The 22,324-nt window shown below is 40.1% G+C and carries 23 protein-coding genes; all 23 read right to left on the bottom strand.

The annotated features are described in order from the left end of the window. Positions 1-13: 13 nt before the first annotated feature. Positions 14-292, bottom strand: a complete 279-nt coding sequence (locus CH76_RS00775) for a DUF503 domain-containing protein (protein ID WP_036141505.1) — start codon at positions 290-292, stop codon at positions 14-16. Then, positions 292-2,679, bottom strand: coding sequence for a translation initiation factor IF-2 (gene infB, locus CH76_RS00770; protein WP_036141500.1), 2,388 nt, complete (start codon positions 2,677-2,679; stop codon positions 292-294). Before infB ends, CH76_RS00775 begins: the two co-directional genes overlap by 1 nt. A gap of 14 nt (positions 2,680-2,693) precedes the next feature. Further along, positions 2,694-3,002 (bottom strand): YlxQ family RNA-binding protein, encoded by a 309-nt coding sequence (locus tag CH76_RS00765; RefSeq protein ID WP_036141497.1) that lies wholly within the window; start codon positions 3,000-3,002, stop codon positions 2,694-2,696. Next, on the bottom strand, positions 2,999-3,283 hold the full coding sequence (gene rnpM / locus CH76_RS00760) for an RNase P modulator RnpM (protein ID WP_036141494.1): 285 nt from the start codon (positions 3,281-3,283) through the stop codon (positions 2,999-3,001). The genes CH76_RS00765 and rnpM overlap by 4 nt, the downstream gene beginning before the upstream one ends. Before the next feature lie 26 nt (positions 3,284-3,309). Beyond that, entirely contained in the window at positions 3,310-4,425 is a 1,116-nt protein-coding gene (gene nusA, locus CH76_RS00755; RefSeq protein ID WP_036141491.1) for a transcription termination factor NusA, read from the bottom strand. 25 nt (positions 4,426-4,450) lie between these two features. Further along, complete coding sequence (rimP, locus tag CH76_RS00750) at positions 4,451-4,927, bottom strand: ribosome maturation factor RimP (protein ID WP_036141489.1); 477 nt, start codon at positions 4,925-4,927, stop codon at positions 4,451-4,453. A gap of 147 nt (positions 4,928-5,074) precedes the next feature. After that, the gene (locus CH76_RS00745; protein WP_036141486.1) at positions 5,075-9,388 is read right to left on the bottom strand and encodes a PolC-type DNA polymerase III; all 4,314 of its coding nucleotides are present in this window, start codon (positions 9,386-9,388) and stop codon (positions 5,075-5,077) included. A 53-nt stretch (positions 9,389-9,441) separates the two neighbouring features. Further along, positions 9,442-11,148 (bottom strand): proline--tRNA ligase, encoded by a 1,707-nt coding sequence (locus CH76_RS00740; protein ID WP_036141483.1) that lies wholly within the window; start codon positions 11,146-11,148, stop codon positions 9,442-9,444. Between the two features lie 25 nt (positions 11,149-11,173). After that, entirely contained in the window at positions 11,174-12,448 is a 1,275-nt protein-coding gene (gene rseP / locus CH76_RS00735) for an RIP metalloprotease RseP (RefSeq protein ID WP_036141480.1), read from the bottom strand. A gap of 31 nt (positions 12,449-12,479) precedes the next feature. Then, on the bottom strand, positions 12,480-13,625 hold the full coding sequence (dxr, locus tag CH76_RS00730; protein WP_036141478.1) for a 1-deoxy-D-xylulose-5-phosphate reductoisomerase: 1,146 nt from the start codon (positions 13,623-13,625) through the stop codon (positions 12,480-12,482). Positions 13,626-13,641: 16 nt separating this feature from the next. Then, entirely contained in the window at positions 13,642-14,436 is a 795-nt protein-coding gene (locus CH76_RS00725) for a phosphatidate cytidylyltransferase (protein ID WP_036141475.1), read from the bottom strand. Next, positions 14,433-15,224, bottom strand: a complete 792-nt coding sequence (locus tag CH76_RS00720; RefSeq protein ID WP_036141472.1) for an isoprenyl transferase — start codon at positions 15,222-15,224, stop codon at positions 14,433-14,435. The genes CH76_RS00725 and CH76_RS00720 overlap by 4 nt, the downstream gene beginning before the upstream one ends. Before the next feature lie 132 nt (positions 15,225-15,356). Beyond that, the gene (frr, locus tag CH76_RS00715) at positions 15,357-15,914 is read right to left on the bottom strand and encodes a ribosome recycling factor (RefSeq protein WP_036141469.1); all 558 of its coding nucleotides are present in this window, start codon (positions 15,912-15,914) and stop codon (positions 15,357-15,359) included. Next, positions 15,914-16,639 carry a UMP kinase gene (gene pyrH, locus CH76_RS00710; RefSeq protein WP_036141466.1) on the bottom strand — a complete coding sequence of 242 codons (726 nt, stop codon included), beginning with the start codon at positions 16,637-16,639 and terminating at the stop codon, positions 15,914-15,916. Before pyrH ends, frr begins: the two co-directional genes overlap by 1 nt. A gap of 163 nt (positions 16,640-16,802) precedes the next feature. Beyond that, positions 16,803-17,687 carry a translation elongation factor Ts gene (gene tsf, locus CH76_RS00705; protein ID WP_036141463.1) on the bottom strand — a complete coding sequence of 295 codons (885 nt, stop codon included), beginning with the start codon at positions 17,685-17,687 and terminating at the stop codon, positions 16,803-16,805. Between the two features lie 97 nt (positions 17,688-17,784). Next, on the bottom strand, positions 17,785-18,501 hold the full coding sequence (rpsB, locus tag CH76_RS00700; protein ID WP_036141460.1) for a 30S ribosomal protein S2: 717 nt from the start codon (positions 18,499-18,501) through the stop codon (positions 17,785-17,787). A gap of 155 nt (positions 18,502-18,656) precedes the next feature. Continuing rightward, on the bottom strand, positions 18,657-19,163 hold the full coding sequence (locus tag CH76_RS00695) for a hypothetical protein (protein ID WP_036141457.1): 507 nt from the start codon (positions 19,161-19,163) through the stop codon (positions 18,657-18,659). Positions 19,164-19,172: 9 nt separating this feature from the next. After that, on the bottom strand, positions 19,173-19,478 hold the full coding sequence (locus CH76_RS00690; protein ID WP_036141455.1) for a hypothetical protein: 306 nt from the start codon (positions 19,476-19,478) through the stop codon (positions 19,173-19,175). A 12-nt stretch (positions 19,479-19,490) separates the two neighbouring features. Continuing rightward, on the bottom strand, positions 19,491-20,258 hold the full coding sequence (locus CH76_RS00685; protein ID WP_036141452.1) for a FliA/WhiG family RNA polymerase sigma factor: 768 nt from the start codon (positions 20,256-20,258) through the stop codon (positions 19,491-19,493). Between the two features lie 137 nt (positions 20,259-20,395). Further along, positions 20,396-20,731, bottom strand: coding sequence for a hypothetical protein (locus CH76_RS00680; RefSeq protein ID WP_051910117.1), 336 nt, complete (start codon positions 20,729-20,731; stop codon positions 20,396-20,398). Continuing rightward, positions 20,728-21,183, bottom strand: a complete 456-nt coding sequence (locus CH76_RS00675) for a chemotaxis protein CheD (RefSeq protein WP_051910148.1) — start codon at positions 21,181-21,183, stop codon at positions 20,728-20,730. The genes CH76_RS00680 and CH76_RS00675 overlap by 4 nt, the downstream gene beginning before the upstream one ends. A 44-nt stretch (positions 21,184-21,227) precedes the next feature. Next, positions 21,228-21,854, bottom strand: a complete 627-nt coding sequence (locus tag CH76_RS00670) for a chemotaxis protein CheC (RefSeq protein WP_036141444.1) — start codon at positions 21,852-21,854, stop codon at positions 21,228-21,230. An 18-nt stretch (positions 21,855-21,872) separates the two neighbouring features. Next, a complete protein-coding gene (locus tag CH76_RS00665; protein WP_036141441.1) occupies positions 21,873-22,322 on the bottom strand; it encodes a chemotaxis protein CheW in 450 nt (149 codons plus the stop codon). Positions 22,323-22,324: the final 2 nt, after the last annotated feature.

Here is a 22,324-nt window from a genome sequence, read left to right as displayed (position 1 = left end):
TTTCACCTCTTGACTAAACATAGTCGCGCCATACATTTAGTTCTTCCCACGCAGGGTTAGACGCGAGGTATTGTAGCGCCCGCATCATTTCGCGGTCCGCTGCCTCACGTGCTGACGCAACAGTTACAAGCGCCAGCCGCGTACGTTGCCACGTATCTTGATGGTCAATTTCTGCAACTGACACGTTAAACTTTTGCTTGGTGCGTGTAAGCATACGTTGTAATATAGCGCGTTTTTCCTTTAATGAATGTGCAGTAGGAATAAAATACTCGCATTCTGCATAAACAATCATTATCGTTTAATTTCTTCCATTACGAATGCTTCAATAACATCGCCTTCTTGAATGTCATTGTAGTTTTCGATTGTAATACCACATTCGTAGCCTTTAGCTACTTCTTTAACATCATCTTTGAAACGTTTTAGCGTATCAAGTTGACCTTCGTGGATTACTACGTTGTCACGGATAACACGCACGCCGCTTTCGCGAGTGATTTTACCCTCAGTAACGTAAGAACCTGCAATTGTACCAACTTTTGATACTTTAATTGTTTGACGAACCTCAGCTTGACCAATAATTTTTTCTTCAAATTCTGGGTCAAGTAAGCCTTTCATCGCTGATTCGATTTCTTCGATTACTTTATAAATTACGCGGTGTTGACGAATATCAACGCCTTCTTCAGCTGCTGCACGTTTTGCATTAACGTCCGGACGAACGTTAAAGCCGATTACGATAGCGTTTGATGCTGCTGCTAATGAAATATCTGATTCTGTAATAGCACCAGCACCCGTGTGGATGATGCGTACGTTTACGCCCTCAACTTCAATTTTCATTAGTGAAGCGGCCATCGCTTCTACTGTACCTTGTACATCAGCTTTAACGATTAAGTTAAGCTCTTTTACTTCGCCTTGACTCATTTGTTCAAATAAGTTATCAAGTGTAACGCGTTGTTTCTCTGTACGTTGTGCTTGGATAGCAGTAGTTGCACGAGATTCACCAACAGCACGTGCTGTTTTCTCATCTTTAAATACTACAAAACGGTCACCCGCTTGAGGCACTTCATTTAAGCCAGTAATTTCAACTGGTGTAGAAGGACCTGCTGATTTCACACGGCGGCCAAGGTCATTGACCATAGCACGAACACGTCCAAATGCATTACCAACTACAACTGGAGAACCTACTTCTAGCGTACCATCTTGTACTAGTAATGTCGCAACTGAACCACGACCTTTATCAAGTTGTGCCTCGATTACTGTACCAATAGCTAAGCGATCAGGATTAGCTTTAAGCTCGCCTACTTCAGCTACTAATAACACCATTTCTAGTAATGTATCAATGCCATCGCCTTTTAATGCTGAAATTGGTACAAAGATTGTATCTCCGCCCCAAGCCTCAGATACTAAGCCATGCTCAGTAAGCTCTTGCATTACACGGTCTGGATTAGCTGTTGGCTTATCCATTTTGTTAACTGCAACGATGATTGGTACTTCTGCTGCTTTAGCATGGTTAATTGCTTCAACTGTTTGTGGCATAACACCATCATCAGCTGCTACAACTAAAATTGTTAAGTCAGTTACCTTCGCACCACGTGCACGCATTGTTGTGAAAGCTGCGTGACCAGGTGTATCTAGGAATGTGATTTTTTTGTCGCCTTCTGTTACTTGGTAAGCACCGATATGTTGTGTAATACCGCCTGCCTCACCTGCAGTAACTTTTGTTTGACGAATTGAGTCAAGAAGTGTTGTTTTACCGTGGTCAACGTGACCCATGATTGTTACAACTGGTGGACGCTCTACATAGTCCTCTTCATTAACTTCTTGGTTTTCTTCTTCAAAGTATGTTTCTAGGTCGGTACGGTCGATACGAATTTCTTCTTCAACCTCAACACCGTAGTCTGCACAAATTAACTCAATTGCATCTTTATCAAGCTCTTGGTTAATTGTAGCCATAACACCTAAGCCAAATAACTTTTTGATGATTTCTGATGGCTCGCGGTAAATTTTCTTCGCAAGCTCTGCTACAGAAAGTGACTCATAAAATGTAATTTTTGCTGGTAATTCTTTTGGTGGCATTGGTGCTACTGGTTGACGTGGTGGACGACGTTTACCACCGTGGATACCTGGGCGTGGACGTTGGTTATAGCCACCGCGACGGTTACCACCTGGGCCATTATTTGGACGGTTTTGACCGCCACCTTGACCTGGACGATTGTTTGTTGTGCCTTGACCTGCTGGCTTATTGTTTGTGCGGTTTTGGCCGCCTTGACCTTGAGCTGCTGGCTTATTGTTTGGACGGTTTTGACCGCCTTGACCTTGAGCTGCTGGCTTATTGTTTGGACGGTTTTGACCGCCTTGACCTTGTGTTGCTGGTTTGTTATTTGGACGGTTTTGACCGCCGCCTTGACCTGCTGGTTTATTGTTTGGACGGTTTTGGCCGCCACCTTGACCTGCTGGTTTGTTGTTAGAACGGTTTTGACCGCCTTGATTATTGTTTGCCGGTTTACCCGAGCGCTGTGATGAATCTGATTTTTTAAATACTTTATCCAACTTATTAACTACCTCTTTTTCAAGTGTTGACATATGATTCGAAACGTTTTCATTTAATTTTGTTAGCTGTTCAATAACATCTTTACTCGACTTATTTACTTGCTTCGCATATTCATGAACTCTGATTTTGGTCATCTGCTCACCCCCGATTATTTTTCGTTGAGTAGACTAGACAATTTCTTAGCAAAACCTTTGTCCGTAATAGCAAGGGCTACTCGCGCTTCCTTGCCCGTCGCATGTCCTAAATCATAACGATCTCCAAAAACATGATACTCAACATTATAATACTTACATTTGTCGGTAATTTTCTTCATCGTATTAGCGGATGCGTCTTCAGCGATGATGACTAGCATTGCTGAAGAAGAGCGTACTTCCTTTACGACAAGTTCTTCACCTGAGATTATTTTTCTTGCGCGCGCGGCAAGACCTAAAAAATTTAATATCGCTTGTTTGTTCATAAAAGAGACTCCCTGCGGATCAATAAGCTAACCTCGTCATAAATTTCATCAGGAATTTTACTGCCTAGCTGATGTCCTAATGTATTTTTTTGTTTGGCTAGTTTAACGGCTTCCTCAGTTTTGCTAATGTAAGCACCACGCCCTGGCTTTTTGCCTGTAGCGTCAACACTTACTTCACCCTCTTTAGAACGAACGATACGTACCATGTCTTTTTTCGGCAACATCTCACCTGTTACTACACATTTGCGTAACGGCACTTTTCTTTGTTGCGACACCAGCATCACCCCCTTCACTTCATACGAATGTATTACTCTTCGCCGTATAAATCAACCGCAATGTTTTCTTCTGCCGGCTTTTCGTATTCAAATGATGTTTCTGTAGGATAAATACCTAGCTCACGTGCATCTGTTTCGCTCTTGATATCAATTTTCCAGCCTGTTAATTTAGCTGCTAGACGAGCATTTTGTCCACGCTTACCAATAGCTAGTGATAATTGATAGTCTGGTACAACTACTGTTGTTGATTTTTCTTCTTCATCCACTTGCACGTCTAATACTTGTGACGGGCTAAGTGCATTAGCTACAAATACTACTGGGTCTTCTGACCATTCAACAATATCAATTTTTTCGCCATTTAACTCATTAACGATAGCTTGTACACGGGCACCTTTAGCACCTACGCAAGAACCTACTGGGTCAATTTCGTCATCATGTGCAAAAACTGAAATTTTAGAGCGATCGCCTGCTTCACGAGCAATTGATTTAATCTCTACGATACCATCATAAATCTCTGGTACTTCTTGTTCAAATAAACGGCGTAATAAGCCTGGGTGTGTACGAGAAACAATGATTTGTGGACCGCGTGTTGTGCGCTCTACTTTTGTAATATACACTTTTACACGTTCGTGCGGTGTATACGTTTCGCCTTGCATTTGTTCGTTTTGTGGTAACGCCGCTTCTACTTTGTCAATTTCAACATAAATATTACGTGGGTCCATACGTGCTACAACGCCTGTTGCGATATCATCTTCGCGGTCAATGTACTCTTCATAAATTAAACCACGTTCAGCTTCACGCACACGTTGTGTTACGACTTGCTTAGCTGTTTGTGCTGCTACGCGACCAAATTCATCAGGTGTTACTTCTTGTTCAACAACATCTTCAAGTTGATAAGCAGCGTTTAACACTTGTGCATCTTCTAATGAGATTTCAAGGCGTGGGTCAAATACTTCCTCGACAACTTCCTTACGTGAGAATACACGCGCTAAACCGTCTGTAAAGTCTACGCGCACGTTTTGTGCTTGGTTAAAGTTGCGTTTATATGCAGTGATAAGCGCTGCTTCTAACGCTTCCATTAGCACCTCTTCAGAAATACCTTTTTCGTCTACTACTGCTTTTAACGCCTTCATTAATTCACTACTCATACTATTTTTTCACTCCTAAATGTACTTATGCCGAAAAGTCGATTGCAAGGCGAGCAAGCGCGATTTGTTCGGGTTCAATTGTTACTGTTAATTTACGTGTTTTGATTAATACGTTTAATGTTAGTGTACCTTCATCATACGCTGTCAGATAACCATAAAATTCTTTCATGTCTTTAATTTTTTCGTATGTTTTTACATAAATGTATTTGCCAACAGCTTTTTCAAAATCTGCTGGTTTTTTTAGTGGACGTTCAGCCCCTGGCGAAGATACTTCTAAGTAATAATTCGGTTCAATTGGGTCTTTTTCGTCAAGCACGACACTCAAACGTTCACTAACGAGCGCACATTGGTCAATATCAATACCGCCCGCAGGAGTATCTACGTAAACACGTAAAAAATATATACTTCCTTCTTTGACGAACTCAACATCGACTAGCTCTAGGTTTAGTTCAGTTGTAATTGGCTGTGCTAGCTCCTCTATAATTGTTGCGATTTGACTCATTGGTCACCCTCCTGACAATTTCATAATAAATGGACATAACAACACAAAAGAGCGGGATTGCCCCACTCTTTCGCTGCGAATGTATCAACAAATTATTACCTTAACATTACCATAAAGCACTACCTAATGCAAATTGGCGCGTTTTGCTTAGAAAAGTGATAGCTGGTTAGAATCCGGCATATCACCTAAGCTTCCAAGCTGGTCTAAATATTCGATAATCGTTTTAGATACACGTCCGCGTTGTTGCAAGTCCTCTTTTGATAAAAACTCGCCGTCCTTACGCGCCTCTACAATCATCTTAGCTACGTTAGTACCAAGACCAGGGATTGCATCAAATGGCGGAATTAATGTGTTACCTTCAATAATAAATTCACTTGCCTCAGAGCGATATAAATCAACTGTTTGGAAGCGCATGCCTCGCTCACACATTTCAAGCGCAAGCTCTAATACTGTAAGTAGGTTTTTTTCTTTAGTTGATGCCTCTAGTCCCTTGCCCTCAATCTCATCAATTTTAGCACGAATCATTTGTGGGCCTTGCACCATTGCTAGTAAATCAAAATCAGCAGCACGCACTGTAAAGTACGCAGCATAATACAATACAGGGAAATGCACTTTAAACCATGCAATTCGCACAGCCATTAATACATAGGCTGCGGCATGGGCTTTAGGGAACATGTATTTAATTTTTTTACATGAATCAATATACCAAGCAGGTACTTTATTCTTTTTCATTTCTTCTTCAAAGTCATCTGTTAACCCGCGACCTTTACGTACAAACTCCATAATGTTAAAGGCAAGTGAGGGCTCTAAACCTTGATAGATTAAATACACCATAATATCATCACGACAACCAATTACTTCGCTTAATACACAAGTACCTTCTTCAATTAATGTTTGTGCATTACCAAGCCATACGTCTGTACCATGAGATAGCCCTGAAATTTGCACAAGCTCTGAGAAGGTTGACGGCTTAGTACTTTCAAGCATTTGACGTACAAAACGCGTACCAAACTCTGGTATGCCAAGTGTCCCCGTCTTACAGTTAATTTGCTCTTCTGTTACACCAAGGCTTTCTGGTGAGCTAAAGATTTTCATTACCTCGGGATCATCTGTTGGGATTGTCTTTGGATCAATACCTGATAAATCCTGTAACATACGAATAACCGTCGGGTCATCATGCCCAAGTATATCAAGCTTTAAAATATTGTCATGGATAGAGTGGAAGTCAAAATGCGTTGTCTTCCATTCAGAGTCTTGCGCATCTGCTGGGAATTGCACAGGCGAGAAATCGTAAATATCCATATAATCAGGTACAACAATAATACCACCTGGGTGTTGGCCTGTTGTTCGCTTAACACCCGTACAACCTTGTACTAAACGATCAACCTCTGCTGCACGGTATTGCAAATTGCGGTCACTAGCATAGCCTTTGACATAACCATAAGCTGTTTTTTCGGCAACCGTACCAATCGTCCCTGCTCGGAATACATAATCCTCACCAAATAGCACTTTCGTGTAGTTATGCGCCTCGGGTTGATACTCCCCTGAAAAGTTCAAGTCAATATCTGGTACCTTATCCCCTTTAAAACCAAGGAATGTTTCGAAGGGAATATCCTGCCCATCTTTTTTGTAAGGCGTACCACACTTCTCACAGTCTTTATTAGGTAAATCATATCCTGAACTTACGCTACCATCTGTAAAGAAATAAGAGTGCTGACAGTTTGGACAAATATAATGCGGTGGTAGCGGGTTAACTTCGGTAATTTCCATAAAGGTCGCCACAAGTGACGAGCCAACAGAACCACGCGACCCTACTAAATAGCCATCCGCTAACGATTTTTTTACAAGCTTCGCTGAAATTAAATAAATTACACCAAAACCGTGCCCTAAAATCGACTTCAATTCTTTTTCGATGCGAGCTGTTACAATTTCGGGTAACGTATCACCATAAATCGAACGCGCCATGTCGTAGGTAAGCTTTGTTACCTCCTCATCAGACCCTTCAATTTTTGGTGTATATAAATCATCCTTAATCGGTTTAACATCTTCAATACTATCCGCTATTTTTTGCGAGTTAGTAATAACGACTGCCTCTGCATCTGCAGGCGGTAAAAAGTCAAATGCTTCAAGCATCTCATTCGTTGTGCGGAAATGTACTTGTGGTAACTTTTGACGATTGAGCATATTAGCGCCACCTTGAGAACCTACAAGAATTTGACGATACTTAGCATCTTCTTCATTTAAGTAATGCACATTACCTGTTGCTACAACAGGCTTATCTAGCTTTTTGCCAATACGTACAATTTTACGGATAATATCGTGTAAATTATCATAACTATGCACAATACCACCGTCTACTAATTGTGAGTAAACAGCAGGCGGGTGCACCTCTAGATAATCATAAAATTTCGCTGCATCTTCTGCTTCTTCAATCGAACGTTGCATCGCCGCTTCAAATACCTCACCTTTATCACAACCCGAGCCAATTAAAATACCTTCACGATATTTTTCAATCGTCGAGCGACGCAAACGTGGCACGCGGTAAAATGTTTCAGTATGAGCAATAGATACAAGCTTAAAGAGATTTTTCAGTCCAACTGCACTCGTTGCTAATAATGTACAGTGACTAGGGCGCGCACGTTTATACGCCTCACTACTCACGATATGCCCATTAAATTCGTCAAGGAAACGTACTTCTTTTTCCTTCATTGCATCATTTAATAAATGTAAAAATAAATGTACCGTAGCTTCCGTATCATAAATCGCACGGTGATGTTGTGTAAGCTCAATATTAAATCGTTTACACAGCGTATTTAAGCGGTGACTTTTTAACGTTGGGTAAAGCATACGTGATAACTCTAGCGTATCAATCGTAGGGTGCTTCGTTGTAGCGATATCATATTTGCGATAGGCCGCATATAAAAAGCCCATATCAAATGACGCATTATGCGCTACTGTTACGGCATCACCAATAAACGCATGAAATTCGCGAATCACATCCTCAACCTCTGGCGCATTTTGTACCATAGCATCCGTAATACCTGTTAACTCGGTTGTAATGGCGCTTAAAGGATGGTGCGGATTACAAAAGCGCTCAAAGCGACCGATTTCTTCGCCGTCACGAATTTTAATAGCTGCAAGCTCAATAATTGTATCGTAAGACGATGATAAACCTGTTGTCTCAACGTCAAACACTACGTAAGTATCTTCTTCTACATTACGATGTGCCTCGTTATATACAATTTGTACACCGTCGCCAACTAAATTAGCCTCTAACCCATAAATGACTTTAATGCCATTCTTTTTGCCTGCAGCATAAGCATCTGGAAAAGCTTGAACAACAGCATGGTCTGTAATAGCCACTGCCTTATGCCCCCACTTTGCCGCTTGCTCTACTAAACGACCTACAGGTGTTACTGCATCCATTTGGCTCATCTGTGTGTGCAAATGTAACTCTACACGCTTTTCAGGCGAGGTATCTTGGCGTTGCTCCTTTTGTACTTCCATAACAGCACGTGCCATAATCACAAGCTCGTGAGAATAATCATCCGTAATAGCAGGCCCCGCTACTTTTAACCATGTACCTTTTTTAATGCGCTCAAACATGGCATCTTCCTCAGGCCCATTCGTAAATTTTTTAACAAGGAAAGAGTTCGTGTAGTCTGTGATTTTCATTTGCAGAATTTTTTTGCCTGAACGTAACTCACGCAATTCAACATCAAACACTGCACCTTCTACTGTTACCCACTTTTCATCTTCTACAATTAAATCCATTGGTGTTGGCTCATCTTTAATTGGGCGCCCCACTTGAATTGGTCCAGTTGGTACATCTTCTTCACCATGTTGCTTACGTTCATCTAAATGCTGAGCAATGCGAGCTGATGCCTCGTCTTCAAGTGCTTGACGCTCTTGTTCTAACGCCTCGCGCTCCTGCTCAACAGCCTTAATATCAGACTCATCTTCACTAACTGCAAAATCAATTTTAAGTTGTGGGAAGCCACAAGCTGCAAAAGATTGGTTTAATAGCGGCTCGTATTTCTTCTGCAACATTAAACACTCTGCTTCCTCCCGACACGTTACAATCAGTTTGTTACCCTCTACTTGTGGTAACTGTAATTGCAAACGCTCTTTTAAAAATGGCGTAATGCCTTCTGTATTAGCTACAACACTTTGCCAGTATTGCTTAATATGCGCCTCTGTAAATGCTTGATTGAGTGCCGCTAATGACGTATGCACATTGGCAATATGCGAAAACGCCTCATGCATGCGCAGTTGCAGTAGTTCGTACATCGAATACGGGAGTATCGTAGGCAAAGTTATCGCAAAGCGCCACAGGCGTTGCCCTTTATGAATAGTTAAGCGTGTCAGCTCACCCTGTTCGAAAAATGGCATATACTCATCTTCCGTAAGTCGTAATTGCTGTAGTAAAATGAGCAATCGTTGTTGTGCTTCCTGATCCATTTTTTTACCTCCTGATAAAAAAGTGCCGACAAGAAATCTTGTCGGCATTTTGATTATTGTGCGCGGAAAAGTTCGTTTAGGTTATCAATTAACTCTTCTTTTTGCCACTCAAATGTTTCGCCAGTTTGACGAATTTTAACTTCTACAATACCTTCAGCTGCTTTTTTACCGATGGTTACACGTACTGGTAAACCAATAAGGTCTGAGTCCGCAAACTTAACGCCTGCGCGTTCATTACGGTCATCTAATAATACATCATAACGATACGATTTTAATAAACCATACATATCTTCAGCTAAACCAACTTGTGCTTCGTCCTTCATGTTAACTGGAATTAAATGCACATCATATGGTGTTAATTGTTTTGGCCATGTAAAACCATTATCATCTTGGAACTGCTCAGCAACAGCGGCTAAAATACGAGAAACCCCGATACCATAGCAACCCATAATAAGTGGTTGTGCTTTACCTTGTTCATTTAAAATCGTAGCGTTTAACTTCGCTGAGTACGTTGTACCTAGCTTAAAGATATGACCTACTTCGATACCTTCAGCAAATTTAATAACGCCTTGACCATCTGGTGATGGGTCACCTTCTTGGATCATACGAATATCTTCGTATGCATTAATCGCAAAGTCGCGTTCTGGATTAACATTGATATAATGGAAGCCATCTTCATTAGCACCTGCTACTGCATTGCGCATTGAACGAATCGCATTATCCGCAATAACTTTCATCTCTACTGGTAACTTGATTGGCCCAATTGAACCAACGCCACAACCTAATGCTGCACGGATTTCTTCTTCCTCTGCCATCTCAACTACTGTAGCGTTTAATACATTTTTCACTTTAATATCATTAATCTCATGGTCACCGCGTGCTAATACTACAACAAGCTCACCATCTACATTAAATACTAATGACTTAATTGTTTGGTTAGTTGGTACATCTAAAAACGTACTAACTTCCTCAATTGTTTTTTGATCTGGTGTTGCTACTTTATTTAGCTCTTTTGCTGCCTCATCTGACACAACGTCGGTTGTAACAACTTCAGCCATCTCTGTATTAGCCGCATAATCTGATGAGTCAGAGTAAGCAATTGTATCTTCACCAATTTCAGATAGCACCATAAATTCGTGTGTGCCACTACCACCAATTGAGCCTGCATCCGCAATAACTGCACGGAAGTTTAAGCCCAGGCGTGAGAAAATATTTGAATATGCTTGATACATATCTTGATACGTCTCATCTAAGCTCTCTGTTGAAGCATGGAATGAATACGCATCTTTCATAATAAATTCGCGACCACGTAATAAGCCGAAGCGTGGACGTTTTTCGTCACGGAATTTTGTTTGGATTTGGTACATTGTTAGTGGTAGTTTTTTATATGATTTAATTTCGTCGCGTACTAAATCTGTAATAACTTCTTCATGCGTTGGGCCTAATGCAAAGTCACGGTTATGACGGTCTTTAAAGCGCATTAACTCGGGACCGTAAGCTTGCCAGCGACCAGATTCTTGCCATAACTCTGCTGCTTGCATTGCTGGCATTAAAATTTCTACTGCGTTCGCATTATCTAGCTCTTCACGAATAATCGCCTCGATTTTAGCTAACACACGTGTTGCTAGTGGCAAGTATGAATATACGCCACTTGCGCTTTGGCGAATATAGCCTGCACGTAATAATTGTTTATGTGATTTTACTTCCGCATCCGCTGGTACTTCACGCAGCGTAGGAATATACGTTTTACTTTGTTTCATAGTTTACTCCATCCTTTACCATCAATTAAAAGAAAAATCGTTGTATGTCATTCCATGTTACCGCAATCATTAATAAAAGTAATAGCATAATACCAACAAAATGCACCATACCTTCTTTATTACGATCAACTGGTTTCCCTCGCACTGCTTCAATCGCAATAAATAATAAGCGACCACCATCAAGTGCTGGGATTGGTAGTAAGTTCATAATACCAAGGTTAATACTTAGCATACCAGCAAAGTTCATTAAAGATAAAATGCCGTAAGAGGCAACTTGGTCTGTAACTTGGTAAATCCCTACAGGGCCTGATAATGCATCAATACTAAATTGACCCGTTACAAGCTTACCTAGCATTGTAAAAATAAGTGTTGACCAATACCAAACTTGCTCGCCGCCTTGTTGGATTGATTTCACAACACCGCGCTCAAAGTCACCACCATACATTACACCAATAGCACCTTGCTCAATGCGCTCCTTGCCTTGCTCAAGTACACGTTTTTCTACAACAACAGGGATATCAAGCTCCTTGCCATCACGTTTTACGTGCATAGTAATTTCCTTATCTGGGCTCTCTTGAATAATGCCGACCATTTTGTCCCATGCATTAACTTTTGTACCATCAATTGCAGTAACAACATCGCCCTTTTCAAGCCCTGCGACTTGCGCGGAGCCATCCTCTATAATGTCCCCTAATACAGGTTCATTTTTTGATACACCACCAATAAAGGCTGCTACGACAAAAATAAAGAACGCTAAAATAAAGTTAAATAGCGGACCTGCAAAAATTGTAGCGAAGCGGTCAAATAACGATTTTGATTCAAACTGTCTATCAAACGGTGCAATGACATTCTCTTGCCCATTTTCAATGACAACTGCCTCACGCGAGACATTAAAACGTACAAAGTTTTCTTCCTCGTCGTAACCCTCAATCCATAATTCATGAACAAGGTCTGCTTTCTCTACTTCCATGAAAACAATGTCTGATAATTGTTTTTCACTTTGATTAAGCATGATTTTTGTTACAACGTCTTCTTTATTTAACGCAAGCGCCACACGATACCCTGGCACTAGCTCTACCGTATCTAAATCTGCCCCCGCATAGCGTACATAACCACCAAGCGGTAATAAACGAATTGTATATAGCGTTTCGCCACGCTGATTACCATAAATTTTTGGACCAAAGCCGATTGCAAATTCGCGTACTAAAATGCCAGCACGCTTTGCAAGCAAGAAGTGACCAAGCTCATGGAAAAATACGAGTGAGCCAAAAATTATGATAAATGCAATTGCTGTTTGCATACTATCCCACCTTCAAGTAATAAGTCTGTGCTTATTTTATCATGTCTGCTACTCGTTTTCTCGTTTCACTATCTACAGCTAAAATGGTTTCAAGATCTGGTTGCGCAATTGTGCTATGTTCATGCATAATACGCTCAATCATTTCATCAATAGCTAAAAATGAAATTTCGCCTCGTAAAAATGCCGCAACAGCCGCTTCATTGGCTGCATTCATAGCTGTTAAAATGGTACCACCTGTACGCCCTGCATCATAAGCAAGTTGTAAGGCTTTATAACGTTTAAAATTCATTTCTTCAAAATGTAGCTTACCAATCTCTGCTAAGTTAAGGCGTTTGCCTCCCTGTAGCGGGATACGATTAGGGTAAGTTAGCGCATATTGAATAGGTACACGCATATCTGGTGTGCCGAGTTGAGCAATAACACTTGTATCATCAAACTCTACCATAGAGTGAATAATACTTTCGCGGTGTAGCACCACATCAATATCATCATACGGCATATCAAATAATACATGAGCCTCGATTACTTCAAGCCCTTTATTCATCATTGTCGCTGAGTCAATCGTAATTTTAGCACCCATCGACCAGTTCGGGTGATTAAGCGCATCCTTAACTGTGACACCGATTAACTCGTCACGTGTTTTATCACGGAAACTACCCCCAGATGCTGTAATGATTAAACGCGAAATATTTTTCGGGTTTTCGCCATTCATCGCTTGGAATAATGCCGAATGTTCACTATCTACAGGTAAAATTGGTGCGTTATATTGCTTCGCTGCGGCCATAACAAGATGCCCTGCTGTTACTAGCGTTTCTTTATTGGCAATAGCGATAGTTTTGCTCATTTTAATCGCAGCAAGTGTTGATGCAAGCCCTACACTGCCTAATACAGCATTAACAAGCACGGTTGTATCAGGATGTGTTGCTACTTCAACTAAACCTTCAGCGCCATATGTAAATGTGCTAGTTGGAAACTCCTGCTGCAAAACTTGTGCATCTTTAGCGTCTTGCACAGAAACAAGTGCTGGCTTTAACTGTTTAATAATCTCTCTTGTTTTATCAATATTACGTCCTGCTGATAATGCTACTAATTGAAAGTCTTCAGGATTTGCTGTAATAATATCAATGGTTTGTAAACCAATCGAGCCTGTTGCTCCTAATAAACTAATCTTTTTCATGCCACTTATCCTTTCATTATCCTACAAATTGTAGGAAGTGCAGTAATGGTAAAACGAATAATAGACTGTCAAAACGATCTAAAATCCCACCATGACCTGGTAATAATGTGCCTGAATCTTTTACATCATAATGACGCTTAATCGCTGACTCTACAAGGTCACCCATTTGTCCAAAAATAGATGCAACTATGGTAACTGCGATTAACGCTAACCATGAGTCTGTAATCGGGTAAATCAACTGCATACCTACAGCAAAGATTACCGCAATCACAATCCCACCGACAAAACCTTCAATTGTTTTATTAGGCGAAATCTCTGGCCATAATTTATTTTTACCTAGTTTACGCCCTACAAAATATGCACCTGAATCTGTTGTCCATACAATCAACAAAGCGAACACAACAAACTCTAAGCCAATAAAACGTGTCTCGATAAAATAATGGAAGCCTAGCCCTACATAAAATACACTCGCAATAATAAAGCCCACATCATCAAAAGTAAATGTGTTTTTTATGATTACCGTATAAACTAATAATAAAATAAATGTAAAGAATAAAATCTCCATGGTGCCAAGCGTTGTAACTTCCTCGACCTTTACTGCCCACTCTGTTGGCAATAAAAGACCTGCTAACGCCACTAACCCTAACACACCTGGTACTGATAACAATGAAATATGCTTCATGCGTAGGATTTCAAAAAATCCTACTGCTGCCATTGCAAAAACTAATACAGCAAATGGCCACTTCCCATAAACGACAAACGGTATAAATAAAGCTGCCGCTATAATTGCCGTTATAATTCGTTGCTTCACTTTGTTTCTTCCCCTTTCAAACCTCCGTAGCGTCGATTGCGCTTTTGATAGCTCATCACTGCTTCTAAAAAGGCTACTTCATCGAAGTCGGGCCATAGCATATCCGTAAACCATAACTCTGTATAAGCGAGTTGCCATAGCATAAAGTTACTTAAACGTACCTCACCACTCGTGCGAATTAATAAGTCAGGCTCTGGTAAGTGCGCAGTCATCATATGTGCCGTTATACACGCTTCATCCACATCAGCTAACTCTAATTCGCCTGCCATAACACGTGCCATAACAGCCGTCATTGCCTTAACCATTTCATCACGACTACCATAGTTTAACGCAAAGTTTAAAATTAACCCCGTATTATGCTTTGTTGTTTCCATTGCTTCAAAAAGAGCTGCCTGTGTATGCTTCGGTAACACATCTGGGTCACCAATCATCTCTACTCGCACATTACGTTCAATTAGCTCTGGTAAAAAGGTATCCAAAAAGTCTACAGGTAAACGCATTAAAAAATCTACCTCATCCTTTGGCCTTTTCCAGTTTTCTGTAGAGAATGCATAAACCGTTAATGCCTTAACACCAATATCTGATGCACAACGTGTAATTTTTTTAACGGTTTTCATACCTTCTCGGTGACCTGCTACACGCGGTAACGCACGCTTTTTTGCCCAACGACCATTGCCGTCCATAATAATCGCAATATGAGAAGGAACTGCCTCGCGCATACACTGTTCTTTACGTTCTTCAATCGTTTGCGCCGTATTTGCTTTATTTCCTAAAAAGTTTTTAAACATGATAATTCCTCCACTACAATTAATCGGACGTTTACTACATAATCATATCAAAAATGGCATCAGTTTGCCTTGTTTATTTCAGTAAAAAAAGCGTCCTGCAAAATAGGACGCCTCTCGCTGTTAAAAGTTTAATTATACTTCTAAAATTTCTTGCTCTTTATCTTTTGCAACTTCATCAATTTTAGCAATATATGTGTCTGTTAATTTTTGTACATCTTCATTTAAACCATGTAGCTCATCTTCTGTAATCTCGCTAGCTTTTTCAGCTTTTTTAAGATCATCATTTGCATCACGACGTACATTACGTACAGCGATTTTTGCATTTTCAGCTTCTTTACCTACTAATTTAACAAGGTCCTTACGACGCTCTTCTGTTAAAGCAGGAATCATGATGCGGATTACCGAACCATCGTTTGTTGGTGTAATACCTAAATCAGAACGTAAAATCGCTTTTTCGATTTCACCTAAAACTGTTTTATCATAAGGCTGGATCACTAAAAGGCGTGCCTCTGGTACTGAAATCCCCGCCATTTGATTTAATGGTGTTGGTGCACCGTAGTACTCTACTGAAATGCGATCAAGTAATGATGCATTTGCGCGTCCTGCACGAATTGATGCTAGTTCACGTGAAAATGAAGAAATTGATTTTCCCATTTTATCTTTAGCTTCTGTTAAAATTGCGTTTGCCATTATGCATTCCTCCTAACAATTGTTCCGATTTTTTCGCCTTGTACGGCACGCTTAATATTGCCACTCTCTGTAATAGAGAATACGATAAGTGGGATATCATTGTCCATACATAGGGTTGATGCTGTTGAATCCATTACTTGCAATCCTTGTTGGATTACGTCTAAGTACGAGAGTGTGTCGTATTTAACGGCATCTGCATCTACTTTTGGATCCGCAGAATATACACCGTCAACATTATTTTTCGCCATTAAGATGGCATCTGCATCAATTTCTGCTGCACGTAAAGCTGCTGTTGTATCTGTAGAAAAGAATGGGTTACCTGTACCCGCTGCGAAGATTACTACGCGCTTTTTCTCTAAGTGACGTACTGCTTTGCGTCGAATATATGGCTCAGCTACCTGTGTCATAACGATTGATGATTGAACGCGTGTTTCAATACCTAATTTCTCTAAAGCATCTTGTAGTGCAAGAGAGTTCATTACTGTTGCTAGCATTCCCATATAATCAGCTGCTGCACGGTCCATGCCCATTTCGCTACCGATTTTACCACGCCAAATGTTACCGCCACCTACAACGACTGCAACTTCAACTCCTAGGTCTACTACTTCTTTAACTTCTTTTGCTACAGACTTAATTACTTCTGGTAATAAACCGAAGCCTGCGTCACCTGCTAACGCCTCACCGCTTAGTTTAATGACTACTCGTTTGTATTCTGGCACACTCATTACTTAAACCCTCCATCAGACATTTATTTCTCGTATGTAAGCACATACTTTCGTTTTTTTCCAAAAAACAGGGAACACGAAAGTAACTGTGTTCCCTTTATGAGTTGGTATTAAATTAGCTAAACGATATTCAACTGATACGCAAATATCGTTTCAGTCTAAATTAGTTACCTTTAACTTGGCTCATTACTTCTTCAGCGAAGTTATCTTCACGTTTTTCGATACCTTCACCAACAGCATAACGTACGAATGATACTAATTCGCCGCCTGCAGCTTTAACGAAGTCACGAACTTTTTGATCTGGGTTTTTAACGAAAGATTGGTCAAGTACACATACTTCTTCAAAGTATTTGCCAAGACGACCTTCAACCATTTTCGCAACGATGTTTTCTGGTTTGCCTTCTCCTAAAGCTTGCTCAGTTAGGATTTTGCGTTCGTGCTCTACTTCATCAGCAGACACTTCGTCACGTGAAATGTATTGTGGGTTTAATGCAGCGATGTGCATAGCTACGTCTTTAGCAACTGACTCATCAGTAGTGCCTTCAACTACTGTTAATACAGCAATTTTACCGCCCATGTGTAGGTAAGGACCGAATGCATCTGCATCAGTTTTTGTTTTAATTTCGAAACGACGTAATGTGATTTTTTCACCAATTGTCGCAACAGCTGTAGAAATTTGGTCTACAACTTTAACACCTTCAGCGTTAGTTAATTCTAAAGCTTCTTCAACTGAAGCTGGTTTAGCAGCAAGGATTTGCTCAGCAAGACCTGATACTAAAGCTTGGAATTTATCGTTTTTAGCTACGAAGTCAGTTTCAGCATTTACTTCTAAGATAATTGCTTCGTTACCTTGAACTAAAATGTAAGTTGTACCTTCTGCAGCTACACGGTCAGCTTTTTTAGAAGCTGAAGATAGACCTTTTTCACGTAAAAAGTCGATAGCAGCGTCGATGTTACCATCAGTTTCTACTAAAGCTTTTTTACAGTCCATCATACCTGCGCCTGTTTTTTCACGAAGTTCTTTTACTAATTGTGCAGTGATTGCCATGTTAATTTCCTCCTCAAAGTTGTGTTGCGTATATTATGTTTTAAAAAAAGGTGATAAGGGTTTTGAGCCACCTATCACCTTCACATAAACGTGAGAATTACTCAGCTGATTCTTCAGCTGGAGCTTCTTCTTCACCTTGTTTAGACTCGATTAATGCGTCAGCCATTTTACCAGTTAATAATTTAACTGCGCGGATAGCATCGTCGTTAGCAGGGATTACGTAGTCGATTTCATCTGGGTCACAGTTTGTATCAACAATACCTACTAAAGGAATGTTTAATTTGCGAGCTTCTGCTACTGCAATACGCTCTTTACGTGGGTCTACTACGAACATTACATCCGGTAAACCTTTCATATCACGGATACCGCCTAAGAATTTAACAAGACGTTCGTGTTCTTTTTTAAGTTGAACTACTTCTTTTTTAGGTAGTACTTCAAAAGTACCGTCCTCTTCCATTTTTTCGATTGCTTTCATACGAGCAACACGTTTTTGGATAGTTTCGAAGTTAGTTAAAGTACCACCTAACCAACGTTGGTTAATGTAGTAGTTACCAGAGCGCTCTGCTTCTTCTTTGATAGCTTCTTGTGCTTGTTTTTTCGTACCAACGAAAAGAACTTTACCACCATCAGCACCAACTTGGCGCATGAAGTCATAAGCTTCCTCTAATTTTTTAACTGTTTTTTGTAAGTCGATGATGTAGATACCGTTACGCTCAACGAAGATATATTTCTTCATTTTTGGGTTCCAACGGCGAGTTTGGTGACCGAAGTGTACACCAGCCTCAAGTAATTGTTTCATAGAAATTACTGACATGTTTGTTTCCTCCTAGTTTTGGTTAATTTCCTCCGCATTTATCAATTGTAACAAGCTACTCTAAATTTTAGAGCACCACTTACTACATCAAAATACGTGTGTATTGATAACACCATGTGATAATATACCACAGCTACCTAGTGTTCGCAACTATTTTATGCCCTAAACTTCAATAACAGCTCAATCTCTGTCTTGCCTTTTTGAAGCTGTTTAGCGATTGCTTCTGTTGATAATCCTTTAGCTGCTAATGCCACTGCTTGCTCCTCCACTGTCTGTGGCTTAGCAATAGGAGCTTTTACCTCTTGTTGTTGGTAAGCTTTGGCCGCCTTTGTTTTAGGCACAACCATACGCGGCTTCTCTTGTACTTTAGGTAACGTTACTTCTGTAGACTCTACAATATCTACCGTAGGCTTTTTCGTCTGCTTATGCACGACAGGTTGCGTTGGTGCCTTCGGTGTTTTTGTTAACTCCTCAATAAAGCGGTTGTTTTCTTCTTGCATCTGTATTAAATACGTACTAATTGTTGTGTCCATCTCACGCATTAAACGATTTTGTTTTTCTTCTAGTTGGTTAAAACGTGCTACTTTAAGTTGTAACAACACAATAAAGAAAAACATCAAAAGTTGCAAAATAAACAATATGACGATACTTGCAATAATCATACTAAACCCCTATCCACTAAAATCTACGAAATTCCCTTTGAATGGGTGGTGTGTATTTTTTTTCGCATCTTTTTGTTGCTGTTCTTTTTTTTGACGGTCCGCTTCATACTGCTGTCCGCCCTCGCCATCATCCTTAATTCCGTCCATCTCTTCAGAGGTATTCACAATCTTTTGCTGACGTTCAATTTCCTTCTTTAATGCTTCATTGGCATTCATTTGGTTGGCATGGTTTTGTTGCTGTGCTTGATCAAGCATTTTACCAGCATCAAATGTTTTAGGTATGGCAATTTGTAATTCTACACCTTTTAAGCTCATAGCCACCACTCCTTATAATTTCATCGCATCTTTCGTTAATAGCTCACGTAATTTAAATAATGCTTTAGAGTGAATTTGTGAAATACGTGACGTAGATAAGCCAAGCACCTTTCCAATTTCAGTTAAGGTCATCTCATCTGTATAAAATAAACTAACAACCAACTGCTCATTTTTATTGAGTTTTTCAATATGGTGTACCAGCTCACCTAGTAATTCGGTATGTACGATTTGTTGTTCTGGTGTACGAGTATGATCATCACGAATGACAAAAGCCTTACCTTCAAAGTCATCTAACTCTTGTTGCTCATTAATAGATAGTACATTCGCAAAATAATGCTCTTGTACGGTTTTATATACGTCTTCAACGGGCATATTCATTTCACGTGCAATTTCTTCAGGTGTGGCATGACGTTGTAATCGTTGTTCAAGCTGCTCAATATTAGCATCTAACTTCTTCGCCTTATCACGTGCTGAACGTGGTAGCCAATCTTCCTTACGTAGCCCATCAATAATTGCACCTCTTACGCGAAATGAGGCGTACGTATCAAACTTTAATTCGCGATTTGTATCAAATTTATTTAATGCATCAAATAAACCAAGCATTGCCAAACTTGTTAAATCATCGCGCGAAACACTCTTAGGAAGCCCAACGCTAATTCTTTGTACGTGATAGGATACTAGTGGCATATACCGCTTCACTAATAAATCTCCTGCTTGTGGATCTCGATTTCTGCCCCAACGTTGCCAAAGGATTTGTTCTTCGCGATTAGTTTGCGCCATATGATCCCGCCTTTCTAAAAATTCGTTTTATTTCTCATTGTAGCAAATTTCTCTTTAAAGTTCATGTCTCCATTACGAATTGCAAATAAAAAAGACTGCTTTTTGTACAAATTTATACAAAAAAGCAATCTTTATTTTTATGAAGCTATTTTATTTTCATCATCCATCATAGTTCGCACGGCTTTTGCGACCTCTTCTGGATTTTCTTCCGCAAACTCCTCAGCAGTTGCTGACGAAGGCATGCTAGCCTCTTCAGCTTCTTCTTCAAGTGCTTGTTCTTCCTCTGGTGTATATAATACGTAGGAAATTAAAAAGCGAATGATATATGTAACTAAAAATCCAATAACTGCTGCAATAAATGATTTAACAATAATCATTATTGGTGCTGTAGGACCCATGAAATTTAAAAAGAAGTATGTGGAAAATGCCAGTAGTGCTCCCCATAGATTATAAAATATAGATCCAAACATCATATCTCACTCACTCCCTGATTAACTGTGCGAATCATTAGCATCGCTGTGTCTGGATTAAACTCTATTGTGCGCCCACTGCTACCGCCTGTATCTTCAGCTACAATGCGCACACCATTTTTGCGGAGCGCTTGTTTTACCGCCTCAACATTACGTGGACCGATACGCATCGCATCCTGTTCAGACGAAAATTTAAACATTTGTGCACCGCCTGCAATTTTCGCTTTTAAACTAAACTTTTGTACCCCTTGCTTGGTTAATTCACCAATCATTGCATCTATACCTGTGTCTGCAAATTTAGCTACGTTGCTTGGTACTACCTTACCTAGCGTCGAGTCAGGCAACATAATATGAATTAACCCTGCAATTTTTTTTCGTTCATCATAAAGCACCACGCCCACACACGAACCTAAACCAGAGGTTCGAATGGTTTCGGGCGCTTTCGCCACATCCATTTGTGCAATCCCTACTTTAACTACCTTATTCGTGCTAAACACGCTTACGAAACCCCTAACGCATTAAATATTGCGGTAAATGAGGATGGCTCGGGCAATAAGAAAAAGTGCCCTTTCACTGATTCTGTTGGTTCGATACCTTCTTCTAAAATGGATGTGTTGATTACAATCACATGATCACTCACATGTGATAGCTCGATTAAGCCTGTGCTAATAATAGCACCAAACATATCTACACTTAACCCTGGTACAGTAGGGTAAATTTTTAAGCCTGTAAAATCCGAAAAAGCCGATAGATAAGAGCCTGATAAAATATTGCCCATCTCTTGCATAGCAGAGAGTCCAATTTCCGCCACTGGCATCTTACTAAAGCTAAACGCTTCGTCTTGAATTAAGCGTTGAATAAAACGGTCAGCCTGCTCGACAGGCAGTATAAAGAACATACTACCTTTTGCGTCCCCTTCAATGCGTAAGTAAATGCCTACTACTACATTTTCAGGACCTCCAACAAGCTCCATCATGTCATTAAAGGGTACCATTTCGACCTTTGGAACATGCATATCAATTTTTTTATTTAGCAACATCGATAGTGAAGTTGCAGCATGCGCAGCGCCAATATTACCAATTTCCTTTAATACATCTAAATGAAGTGATGTAATTTGCTTATCCATGGTATGCGTCACTGCCTCCTATTGTTGTAGCGTTACTAATACCTTCTCTAAATGAAGTAAAATTAGTAAGCGATTATCTAAGCGTGATACGCCTGAAATAAATTCTTCTTCCACCGTACCAACAACCTCTGGCTGCGGCTCAATGGATTTAGTATTAATGTCTAATACATCATTAGCAGAGTCTACAATAAAGCCAACCTCTGTATCTTTAATTGAAACAATAATAATACGTGTAGCATCTTGATTATCAGAAGCAGGTAAAGAAAATCGCTCGCGTAAATCAATAATAGGCGTTACAACACCACGTAAGTTAATAACACCTTTAACGTAGTTTGGTGTTTTTGGCACGCGTGTAATGTGCATTAAGCGCTCAATGCCTTGTACACGTGATACAGGGATAGCATATTCTTTATCCTCTAATTGAAATACAATAACTTTCATGCTCTCTTGCTCTGTAGCTGTTGACATAG

Source organism: Lysinibacillus sp. BF-4 (genome assembly GCF_000743635.1).
Taxonomy (GTDB): Bacteria; Bacillota; Bacilli; order Bacillales_A; family Planococcaceae; genus Metalysinibacillus; species Metalysinibacillus saudimassiliensis.
The sequence above is the reverse complement of the archived record's forward strand: the minus strand, read 5'-3'. Positions and strand labels throughout refer to the sequence as shown.